This is a genomic window from Frankia sp. CoWAU3, from assembly GCF_977971855.1.
Window position 1 is genome coordinate 1 of record NZ_CDWWXB010000043.1, and the last position, 10,251, is coordinate 10,251.

The window sequence follows — 10,251 nt, forward strand, 5'->3', positions numbered from 1 at the left end:
GACGAGACAAGCCGCCGGCGAAGGCTGACGCGGCCACGGCGTCAGCGAGACCGCCGGCCCACGGCCGGTGCTCAGGACCCACCCCGTCCGGGCACCGGCCCTCTACATTTCGGGGGCGAAGCAGGGGCCGAGGCCGAAGCAGAGTTGCGGGTTTCCCGACGAGTTTCCTGACGGGTGATGTCGACCGGTCGTACCGTCGACCAGATGACCCGCCGCGGAATGTCGATTGACGAGAAGGCGGCGTGACAAAAATCCCGGAAAACGGCGTGCAGGCGTCATCGCCAGGCGGCCGGAGAACATGACGGAAACCACGTGGGGCCGGAACCGAAATCACTCCGGGCCGAGGCCGGGGCGGGCACCGTAACGGACCCCTGAGGGGATCAGGCCAGCCCTGACAGGCCTGATCCCCCCGCCCCCCGAGCATCCACCCGACGACCGTCCATCGGTCCGGTTCGCCTCAGCCATAGGTCTCATCCCGGCCGTAGGTCACCCGGCTGCGACCTATCCGGCCACCGTCCAGGAGTCGGCGCCCTGGAGCAACGTCCGCAGATCGCCCAGGCCGCCGGGCCGGGCGGTCGCCAGCCGCTCCTGGAACAGCTGGTCGAACACGGGATGCGAGACCGACCGGTAGACGCCGATCGGCGGCTCCGGAAACTCCGCCTGCGCCAGCTGGGCCAGGGCGTAGGCATAGGTCGAGTTCTCCACCGTCGGATCGTGCACCACGACGCGGGGGTCACCGCTGTGCCCGACCGCCAGCTCCCCGGTGGCCGGGTCGCGGATCACGGCGTACTGCTCGTCCACGCCGAAAACCACCGGCATACCGGGCGAGAGCCGGATCGGCCCCTGCTCGCCCTTCGCCCCGGCGGCGCCGGCATCGGACCGCTTCGGCTGACGGGGGATCGCGTTGAACGTGGGGCAGCCCTGCCGGATCTCCACCAGCGCCGCTCCCTGATGCGCCGCGGCGGCGGTGAGGGTGGCGGTGAGGTGGCGACGGTCCGAGTCGATCGTGCGGGCGACGAACGTTGCGCCGGCGCCGAGCGCGAGCGCAACCGGGTCGAACGGGTTGTCGAGCGACCCGTGGGGGCTCGACGGGCTGATCGTGCCGATCCTGGAGGTCGGCGAATGCTGACCCTTCGTCAAACCGTAGATCTGGTTGTTGAACAACATGATCTTGATATTCACGTTGCGACGCAGCGCGTGAATAAGGTGGTTACCGCCGATCGACAGCGCGTCGCCGTCACCGGTTACGACCCACACCGCCAGGTCCGGCCGGTTGATCGAGACACCGGTCGCGAAGGACGGCGCCCGGCCGTGGATCGAGTGGATGCCGTAGGTGTCGAGGTAATAGGGGAACCGCGAGGAGCACCCGATACCGGACACGATCACGATGTTCTCGGGCGGGACGCCGAGGGCCGGCAGCAGACCCCGCATCGTCGAGAGGATGGCGTGGTCCCCGCAGCCGGGGCACCAGCGGACCTCGTTGCCGGTCATGTAGTCCTGCGCGGTCAGCGCCGGCCGTCCCGCCAAGTCACCCGACGGTTCTCCGGATCCACCATTCAGCGAGATCATCGTCCTGCCTCCCCGGCCGTGCCGAGCTTCGGACCAAGGTGTGCGTTCAACCGGGCGCTCACGTCCCCGACCGGCTTCGAGGCCGCATCCGCCGACGGCTCCTCGTCGATGCCCTGGATGATCCGGCTGATGACGGAGGTAAGCTCGGCGACCCGGAACGGCATGCCGCGGGTCTGGTTGTAGCCGACGGTGTCGATCAGGCATTCCTGGCGCAGGAGTCCGGCGAGCTGCCCGAGGTTCATCTCGGGGACGAGCACGGTGTGGTACTCCGACAGCACCGAGGCCAGGTTCGCCGGCAACGGGGCGAGATGGCGCAGGTGCGCCTGGGCGACCTTCATGCCGTCGCGCCGCACCTGGCGGCAGGCTTCACCGATCGGCCCCCACGTCGAGCCCCATCCGATCACCAGCACATCGGCGCCGGATCCGGGGGGCCCGCTGGGATCATCGACCTCCAGGAGCGGCACGTCGATGTTATCGATCTTGGATTGTCGGGTGCGGACCAGCAGGTCATGGTTGTCGGGGTCGTAGGAGACCGCACCGGTCAGGTCGGCCTTCTCCAGACCGCCGATGCGGTGCGTGAGCCCCGGGGTACCCGGGATCGCCAGCGGGCGGGCCAACGTGATCGGGTCCCGCACGTACGGCAGGAAGATCGGGTTACCGGCCTCGTCCACCCCGTTCGGGCCGGTGGCGAGATCGATCCCGATGGTGGGCAGCTCCGCCGTCTCGGGCACCCGCCACGGCTCGCTGCCGTTGGCGACGTAGGCGTCGGACAGCAGGATGACCGGGGTGCGGTAGGCCAGCGCGATCCGGGCTGCCTCCAGCGCGGCGTCAAAGCCGTCCGCGGGCGAACGCGCCGCGATCACCGGCAGCGGCGCCTCGCCGTGCCGGCCGTACAGGGCCTGGAGCAGGTCGGACTGCTCGGTCTTGGTCGGCAGACCGGTCGACGGCCCGCCGCGCTGCACGTTGACGACGACGAGCGGCAGCTCCATGATCACCGCAAGGCCGAGAGCCTCGGTCTTCAGGGCCATCCCGGGACCGGAGGTGACGGTCACGCCGAGCATCCCGGCGAAGGACGCGCCGATCGCGGAACCGATGGCGGCGATCTCGTCCTCGGCCTGGAAGGAGCGCACGTCGAAGGAGGCGAGCGCGCTCAGCTCGTGCAGGATGTCGGAGGCGGGAGTGATCGGGTAGGCGCCGAGGAACAGCGGCATCCCGGCCTGCTGCGCGGCTGCGACCAGGCCGTAGGCGATCGCCTTGTTGCCCTTCATGTGCCGGTAGGTGCCGGCGGGCAGCTTGGCCGGCTTCACCTCGTAGGAGAGCGCGAAGGCCTCGGTGGTGTCGCCGTAGATCCACCCGGCCCGCAGCGCGGCGATGTTCGCGGCCTGCACGTCCGGCTTCGCGGCGAACCGCTTCTGCAGGTAGGCGATCGTGTCCTCGATGGGCTGGCTGAACATCCAGGACACCAGGCCGAGCGCGAACATGTTCTTCGTCCGGGCGGCGTCCTTGCGCTTCAGGCTGAACTCGGCGACGGCCGTGGCGGCGAGACCGGTGAGGTTGATCGCGTGCACGTGGTAGGCGTCCAGCGACCCGTTGGTCAGGGGATCAGCCTCGTAACCGGCCTTTTCCAGGCCCATCACCGTGAACGCGTCGGTGTCCACGATCAGGACCCCGCCGGGACGCAGCTCGGCGATGTTCGCCCTGAGCGCCGCGGGGTTCATGGCGACCAGAACGTCGGGCCGGTCGCCCGGGGTCCTGATGTCGTGGTCAGCGATGTGGAGTTGGTAGCTCGACACCCCGGCCACGGTTCCGGCTGGCGCCCGGATCTCCGCCGGGTAGTTCGGCAACGTTGCCACGTCGTTGCCGCCCGCGGCGGCCTGGGCGCCGAACCGGTCACCGGTGAGCTGCATCCCGTCGCCGGAGTCACCGGCAAAACGGATCACCACGTGTTCCAGTTGCGTGACCCCCGGATCGGGTCGTTCGGACAACTGTTCGGTTGGCATGGCGAAACCTCATCTCAACTTCTCAGCTACGCACGCCCGCGCCGGGCGAGCGGAACCGCGCGTGGCAACGCTGACAGCACGGAAGCGGGGTCAGGGAAGCGTGGGGGGAACGGGTCAGGGATAGGCAGATCGGGGGGCGGGCACCTCGGGCATGCGCAGGGCCCGCGAGAACACCCGGTCGGTGGGGATCTCCTGCGCCCGGAACTCGGTGGTGGGGCCGTCGAAGAGATCGTTCGACCGGTTCTGCTCCAGGGCACGCACGCGCAGCACCGCGCGAGCCACCGCGGCGGCGGCGGCGTGGATCTGATCGACGCTGGTGAACCGGCCCACGCTGAACCGCAGGCTCTCCATGGCCGCCGTGGTCGACCGGCCCATCGCGGTGAGCACATGGGACGGCTCGGCGCCGCCCCCGTGACAGGCGGAGCCCGCGGACACCGCCACGTCCGGCAGACAGGCCTGGACGGCGTCGGCGTCGGCACCGACGAACCGCAGATTGATGGTGTTCGGCAGCCGGCATTCGCGGCCCCCGCCGCGCTCACTCGGCCCGTTTAGCTCGACGGCATCGACGCCGAGCCACTCGACGAGCAGATCGTGCAGCAGCTCGGTCTGGGCCCGCTGCCGCGGGGCCTCGTCGTCCATCACCGCGGCGGCGATCCGCACCGCGGCGCCGAAGCCGACCACCCCGGCGGTGTTGACCGTGCCGGCGCGCAGGCCCCGTTCCTGCCCACCGCCGTGGATCAGCGGTGCCAGCTGCGACCGGGCGTGTCGGCCGGCGATCAGCGCGCCGGTGCCCTTGGGCCCGTAGAGCTTGTGCGCGGACGCGACGGCGAGGTCGATGCCGGCGTCCGCGACCGAGACCGGCATCCGGCCCAGTGTCTGGGTGATGTCGGCGAGGTAGAACGCCCCCGCCCCGTGGGCGAGCTCGGCGATGGGCCGCGGGTCGTTCAGCGTCCCGGTCTCGTTGTTCGCCGTCATCACCGCCACCAGGGCGACTTTCGAGACCGAGGCCCCGAGAACCCCCCCGTTCCCCGCGATCGCGGAGCCCCCCGCGACGGCGGAACCGCCCCATACCGGTTGCAGCAGCGCGCGCAGATGATTGAGGTCGATCGTGCCGTCGGGATGAACCCGGATGGTCTGCACGATCGCCCCGTGCACCCGCGCCGCGGCCTCCGCCGCGGCGAGGACCGCCCGATGCTCGGTCGCTCCGACGAGTACGCGGCGGCAGGACGGCGGGGCGGTGGCCAGGACCCCGGCGATCGCCAGGTTGGCCGCCTCGGTCGCCCCGCTGGTGAAGATGACGTCACGCGGCTGGGCGCCGGCGAGGTTCGCCACGTCCCGCCGGGCTCCTTCGACGAGCCGGGCGACGGCCTGCCCCGCCGGGTGCGAGCTGGCCGGATTCGCGAAGTGGTCCCGCAGCAGCGGCAGCATCGCCCGGACAACCTCCGGGTCGACCGGGGTCGTCGCGTTGTGGTCAAGATAGATCACGGTGCGCCTCCAGAGCCGCAGTCCACGCAGGCGGGATCGCGCCGGGTCCGCGGCGTACGCAGGTCCGTGTCCCACAGGTCGAGGTGGATCAGCCGGCCGACCGCCGGCTCGGCGAATCCACCGGCGATCTTCAGCGCCTCGGTCGCAGCCAGGCAGCCCACCGTTCCGGCGACCGCGCCGAGCACCGGGAAACCGAGGGGCTCCCAGGACGGGTCCCCCTCCGGGAACACACACCGCAGGCAGGGCGAACCCGGCCGGACCACCAGCAGATACGCCTCGGTGGCGTTCATCGCGGCGACGACCAGGGGGATCTGCGTCGCCAGGCACAGCCGGTTGAGCAGATACCGCTCGGGGAAGTTGTGCCGAGCGTCGACCACCACGTCCGCCTCGGCGATCAGACGGGGCAGGCTGGGATCGGTCAGATCCCGGTCCAGGGCGACGATCTCGACGTCCGGGTGGTGTGCGCGCAGGGTGTCGGCCGCGCACTTCACCCGGGCGTCGCCCACCCGGTCGGGCCGCATCAGGGTCTGCCGGTTGAGGTCCGGCTCCTCCAGAACGCCCGGATGGACCAGGATCAGCCGGCCGATGCCGGCGGCGGCCAGGTAGGTCGCCGCCGCTCCGCCGACCCCGCCCACCCCCGCCACCAGGACGGTCGCGCCGCTGAGCCGCCGCTGAGCGGACACTCCGAAGCCCGGAATACCCAACTGCCGCTCGTACCGTCGATTCGGGTCGAAGACGGACGGCGCCTGCCGACGGGATGGGTACGGTGCCGGCGGCCCGGCACAGATGGACCCCAGCAGACGCGGGTGGGAACGGAATCGGGCGGTGACCATCGGGCGCTCCCCGGGTTAGGCCGAACAGGTGATCAAGTAGTGGGTTGTCAGGACACCAGCGCGACCCGGCCGATCTCGGGCAGGGCCTCCTTCAACCGGCTCTCAATGACGCCGGTCAGGGTCGCGGTGGCGCCGGAGCACCCGCCGCAGGCTCCGGTAAGGCGCAGGTGCACCTCCGCCGTCCCGGGCTCGCCGTTGCCGGCGAGAGTCGCGACGACCTCGGCGTCCCCGCCGTCTCCCCGCAGGAAGGGCCGGATCTCCTCCATGATCTCCTCGACCTGCTCACGCAGGCGGGCGTCCGCGGCGGTGCGCTCGGTGGAGTCCGAGGCACCGAAGGACGTCCCGCAGCCGCAGGAGCTGGTCGCGTTCGGGTTCTGGAAGGTGAACCCGGAGGAGGTCAGCGTCTCGGTGTAGTCCACGCGCAGCCCGCGCAGCAGGTGAACCATCGACGAGTGGACGACGACGTCAAAGCCGTCCTGGCCGATGACGACGTCCTCGGCCTCGGCACCGGGGACGAGCGCCAGGTTGTAGGTGAAGCCGGCGCAGCCACCGGGGTCGACGCCGATCCGCAGGCTGAACCCGCCCGTGCCGGGGGTCGAGGCGAGCAGGTGACGGACCTGCTTCACGGCCCGGTCGGTCAGTTCGACGGTGGGGGTGGTGGCGCTCATCGGACGGCAACCTCCGCTTCGGCACGATGTGCGACAAGGCGGGAGCCGACCTCGGCCACCGCCTTCTCGATCAGGTCGTAGAGCTCCACCGGTTCGATCCCGGCATTCTCGAGCGCCTCGCGCGGTCCGAGGCCGATCTTGCTGCACAACACCGCCGCGCAGTCGGACAGCATCGCGACCGTCTTGTCGAGCTTGGAGGCGTCCTCGTCGCAGTCCGACGGGCCGTTGCAGTAGCGGTCCACGTCGCGGGTCTGCACGAGCCGGGCCCAGCCCGGACCCCCCTCGTAGATCCAGAACTCGGTCGCGTGACCGAAGTGCTGGTTCACCACGCCGCTGCCCTTGGTCGCTACAGCGACGAGCACGACGTTCTCCGGGCGGGCCCCGGCCGGGGTGCCCTCATCGGGGGATGCGCCCGGGCCGGAGGGAATGACCGCGCCGGTCGAGATGTTCAGCGCTCCCCGGGTGGCAGCCGCCTCGGAGCGCCACCGTTCGATCTCGCTATGCGTCTGCCGGCGGCCTTCGAGGTCGTATTCGATCTCACGGCCACGGAACGCCTCGGGAGTGAACTCCTCACCCCGGTCCTCACCGAGCAGGCCGACGGCGTCGGCGCGGCACTGCCGGCAGTGCCGCATCATGTTCATCTCGGCGCCGTCGTCCTGCTCGCAGCGGTCCTGCAGCGCCTTGAGCTCCTGCGGGGTGGGGCCGCGCTGCCCGGTCAGGCCGAAGTGGGTGCCGTGCTCGGGCGCCGACACCAGCGGCATCACGTTGTGCAGGAAGGCGCCGAGCTCCTTGACCTTCCGGGAGACCTCGACGAGGTGGTCATCGTTGATCCCGGGGATCAACACCGAGTTGACCTTGCAGAGAATCTTCCGCTCGGTGAGCATCGCCAGGCCCTCGCGCTGACGCTCGGAGAGGATCCGGGACGCCTCCCGGCCGGTGTACCGCTTGCCGCGGAAGGCGATCCACGGGTAGATCCGCTCCCCGACCTCGGGGTCGATCATGTTGATCGTGATGGTGACGTGGTCGACGTTCAGTTCGGCGATGCGGTCGACGTGGTCCGGCAGGGTCAGCCCGTTGGTGGACAGGCAGAGCTTGATGTCCGGGCAGTCCCGGGCCACCAGTTCCATCGTCCGGAAGGTCGGCTTCGGGTTCGCCAGCGGGTCGCCGGGGCCGGCGATCCCCAGCACGCTCATCTGCTTGATCTCGCTGGCCACCAGCTTGACCTTGGCGAGGGCGTCCTCGGGGGACAGCAGGGTGCTGGTGACGCCGGGACGGCTCTCGTTGGCGCAGTCGAACTTGCGGTTGCAGTAGTTGCACTGGATGTTGCAACCTGGGGCGACCGCCACGTGCATCCGGGCGTAGTACTGGTGGGCTTCGGCGCTGTAACAGGGATGATTGGCGATCTTCTCCGCGATCTCCGGGTCCCACACCGGAGCGCTGGTGCCACAGCTGGACTTGCTCGCGCAGCCGGCGGCGGTGTCGGGCGCCGGCCCGGTGGCCTGCCGGAGGATCTCGACTGCCGGGTCGGTGGGCAGCATCGGCAGGCTGACGGGGGTTGCCTTCACGACTGCCCTTCCTTCCCCCGGGCGGTCGCCGTGCCGCTGGCCGGAGCGGTCGCCGAGGAGGTCGCGGTGGTCGTCGCGGCGGGTGCGGCGGTACCGGCTGCGACAGCCGCGGCCTGCTGCCACCGCTCGGGGGAGACGAGCTCACGTTCCAGCGCGCCGACGATGCGGCCGTGGTCGAAGGCCACCGCGTACACGATGTGTTCCTGCAGGTAGAGGCCGACGTTGATGACCTGGCCACGGGTGCCGGCCTCGACGAGAACCTCACCGACGGCGATCGCCGGGTCCGGATACGTGCCGTCGTTACGCAATGCCTTGACGGCGACCACGATGTCGCCGACGTCGTAGGTGCTGTTCATCGGGTTCCACCCAGGTAGTCGGCGGACGCGGCGGCGTGGTGCGGCCAGGCGGACTGGGACGGCTCCACCGGGTCGGACGGCGCCGACGGTTGGGGCACCGTCGGGGTCAGCCGCTCGACGGTGATCGACGACGCGGGCACGAACGACGACTGCGGCGCGCGGTCCTGCAGCACCTTGAACAGGCGGTGGTCCAGGGCGGAGGCGGTGGTGAAGGCCTCATAGGAGCGGATGAGCGCGTCGCGATACTCCCGCAGCAGCTCCACCGGGTTCCCGGCCTCGGTCCGAGTGTCGTGCAGCTCGACCAGCTGGTTGGCGAAGTACCGGAGGATGTGCAGCCGGTTGACGGCCAGGACTCGCGGGTCGTAGTCGACGTCCAGCAGGATGAAGTACTCCTCGGCGGTGGAACAGCGGCGGAAGTCCGCCAGCTGGCCGGCGGCCATGCTCACACTCATCGCGATGTCTCCTTCTCGAGCAGGCCCTCGAGGAGGGCGATCTCCGCATAGGCGTCGTAGGTGCGGCGGGCGGCGTCGAGCAGGCCCTCCCAGCCGATCGGGAGGTCCTCGGCGAGATCGTGCAGGTCGAGCTTGAGCTGGGAGGCCCGGCTGCGAAGCTTGCGCAGCCGCAGCTCGGTGTCGGCCGGGGCGCCCCCTGCCGGGGTGTCGGCGGCTTGGGCGTCGGCGGCTTGGGCGTCAGGAGTCATCGCGGGCCACCTCGTTCCATCGTTCGATCTGCTTGGTCGCGCCGGTCACCATCGACTCGCCCCGGGCGGAGAGCTCGTCCATGGAGCCGAAGCCGAACCGCTGCACGTCCCGCAGCGCGTCGGAGAGGACGACGAGCCGCCCGGCACAAATGATCACGCGCCCGAACCCCTCGTGGCTGAGGTCGAGCACGGTGGTGGTGAACGCCCCGGTCGCCTTCTCGGTGGCCGCCGCGACCGCCTGGTAGAAGGAGCGCACCCGGCCCTCTACGGCGGCGTCGATGTCGCAGTTCACCGCGATCTTGCGGCGCTGCTCCCGCGTGACGATGAACGGGCGGAGCAGGTCCTCGTCGGAGAACCGTTCCAGTTGGCCGTAGGTGTCCCCGGCGCGCAGCTGGTCGACCAGGTCGCCAAGGAAACCGGTCTTCGCGGTCATGCCGCGTCCCCCTTGGGCTTCAGGGCCGTAGCACCGCCGCGGGTCCAGGTCGCCGCCGGCTGCGGCTCGTGGGACCGCAGCACCTTGCGCAGCCAGGGCGGAGGATTGCCGGCCAGCGTCGAGGTGTAGCGGCGGAGCAGCTCGGGGATGGCGGTGCCCTTGACCACCTTCACCGGGTGAACCCGGGCCTTCACCACCTTCGCCGCGGCCGTCCCGCCGATATCACTGATGTTGAGAATCGCGCAGTCCGAGACCGCGGCGAGCCTGGATTCGATCTTGTCCTGTTCGTCCGTCGGCGCCGCGTCGAGCGCGCGGGTCTCCAGGAACCTGGCCCCCTCGGGGCCGACCTCGTACACGTCGAACCGTTGGCACCACCCGAAATGCTGATCCACAGCGGTGCCGTCGCTGGTCGCGAAGGCGATCTTCAACACGGAGACTCCTGGAACAGGTTGTCGAGTTGATCGGATTCACCCGCGGAGCCGGGCTGGGTAGGGATCTCGGTCCGGTGGGCGGGCTGTCCACCCGCGCCGGACACGGAGAACCTCCGCCCGGGACGGCGGTGCACGTGCTCGTGATCGAGCAGACGATTCGCGGCGTCGATGAGCAGGCGCAGGCTTCCGGCGTACCCGGCGGTACCGGCCA

General features: G+C 70.4%; 11 protein-coding genes and 1 pseudogene. All 12 read right to left on the reverse strand.

What is annotated here, in order from left to right; all coding sequences use genetic code 11:
* Positions 1–501: 501 nt before the first annotated feature.
* Complete coding sequence (locus AC08ON_RS06545) at positions 502–1,569, reverse strand: 2-oxoacid:ferredoxin oxidoreductase subunit beta (RefSeq protein ID WP_476608513.1); 1,068 nt, start codon at positions 1,567–1,569, stop codon at positions 502–504.
* Positions 1,566–3,569: a 2-oxoacid:acceptor oxidoreductase subunit alpha gene (locus tag AC08ON_RS06550; RefSeq protein ID WP_476608514.1), complete on the reverse strand. Its 2,004-nt coding sequence runs from the start codon at positions 3,567–3,569 to the stop codon at positions 1,566–1,568. Before AC08ON_RS06550 ends, AC08ON_RS06545 begins: the two co-directional genes overlap by 4 nt.
* 114 nt (positions 3,570–3,683) lie before the next feature.
* Positions 3,684–5,054: a cysteine desulfurase family protein gene (locus AC08ON_RS06555; RefSeq protein ID WP_476607095.1), complete on the reverse strand. Its 1,371-nt coding sequence runs from the start codon at positions 5,052–5,054 to the stop codon at positions 3,684–3,686.
* A complete protein-coding gene (locus AC08ON_RS06560; protein ID WP_476607094.1) occupies positions 5,051–5,887 on the reverse strand; it encodes a HesA/MoeB/ThiF family protein in 837 nt (278 codons plus the stop codon). The genes AC08ON_RS06555 and AC08ON_RS06560 overlap by 4 nt, the downstream gene beginning before the upstream one ends.
* Positions 5,888–5,934: 47 nt before the next feature.
* Positions 5,935–6,555, reverse strand: a complete 621-nt coding sequence (locus AC08ON_RS06565) for an iron-sulfur cluster assembly accessory protein (RefSeq protein ID WP_476607093.1) — start codon at positions 6,553–6,555, stop codon at positions 5,935–5,937.
* Positions 6,552–8,120, reverse strand: coding sequence for a nitrogenase cofactor biosynthesis protein NifB (gene nifB / locus AC08ON_RS06570; RefSeq protein WP_476607092.1), 1,569 nt, complete (start codon positions 8,118–8,120; stop codon positions 6,552–6,554). Before nifB ends, AC08ON_RS06565 begins: the two co-directional genes overlap by 4 nt.
* The gene (locus tag AC08ON_RS06575) at positions 8,117–8,476 is read right to left on the reverse strand and encodes a nitrogen fixation protein NifZ (protein ID WP_476607091.1); all 360 of its coding nucleotides are present in this window, start codon (positions 8,474–8,476) and stop codon (positions 8,117–8,119) included. The genes nifB and AC08ON_RS06575 overlap by 4 nt, the downstream gene beginning before the upstream one ends.
* The gene (nifW, locus tag AC08ON_RS06580; protein ID WP_011438834.1) at positions 8,473–8,928 is read right to left on the reverse strand and encodes a nitrogenase-stabilizing/protective protein NifW; all 456 of its coding nucleotides are present in this window, start codon (positions 8,926–8,928) and stop codon (positions 8,473–8,475) included. Before nifW ends, AC08ON_RS06575 begins: the two co-directional genes overlap by 4 nt.
* Positions 8,925–9,176 carry a CCE_0567 family metalloprotein gene (locus AC08ON_RS06585; RefSeq protein ID WP_476607090.1) on the reverse strand — a complete coding sequence of 84 codons (252 nt, stop codon included), beginning with the start codon at positions 9,174–9,176 and terminating at the stop codon, positions 8,925–8,927. Before AC08ON_RS06585 ends, nifW begins: the two co-directional genes overlap by 4 nt.
* The gene (locus tag AC08ON_RS06590; protein ID WP_476607089.1) at positions 9,166–9,609 is read right to left on the reverse strand and encodes a NifX-associated nitrogen fixation protein; all 444 of its coding nucleotides are present in this window, start codon (positions 9,607–9,609) and stop codon (positions 9,166–9,168) included. Before AC08ON_RS06590 ends, AC08ON_RS06585 begins: the two co-directional genes overlap by 11 nt.
* The gene (gene nifX, locus AC08ON_RS06595) at positions 9,606–10,040 is read right to left on the reverse strand and encodes a nitrogen fixation protein NifX (RefSeq protein WP_011438837.1); all 435 of its coding nucleotides are present in this window, start codon (positions 10,038–10,040) and stop codon (positions 9,606–9,608) included. The genes AC08ON_RS06590 and nifX overlap by 4 nt, the downstream gene beginning before the upstream one ends.
* Positions 10,034–10,251, reverse strand: a pseudogene (locus AC08ON_RS06600) (nitrogenase component 1); the annotation flags it as partial. The gene nifX and the pseudogene AC08ON_RS06600, both read right to left, overlap by 7 nt.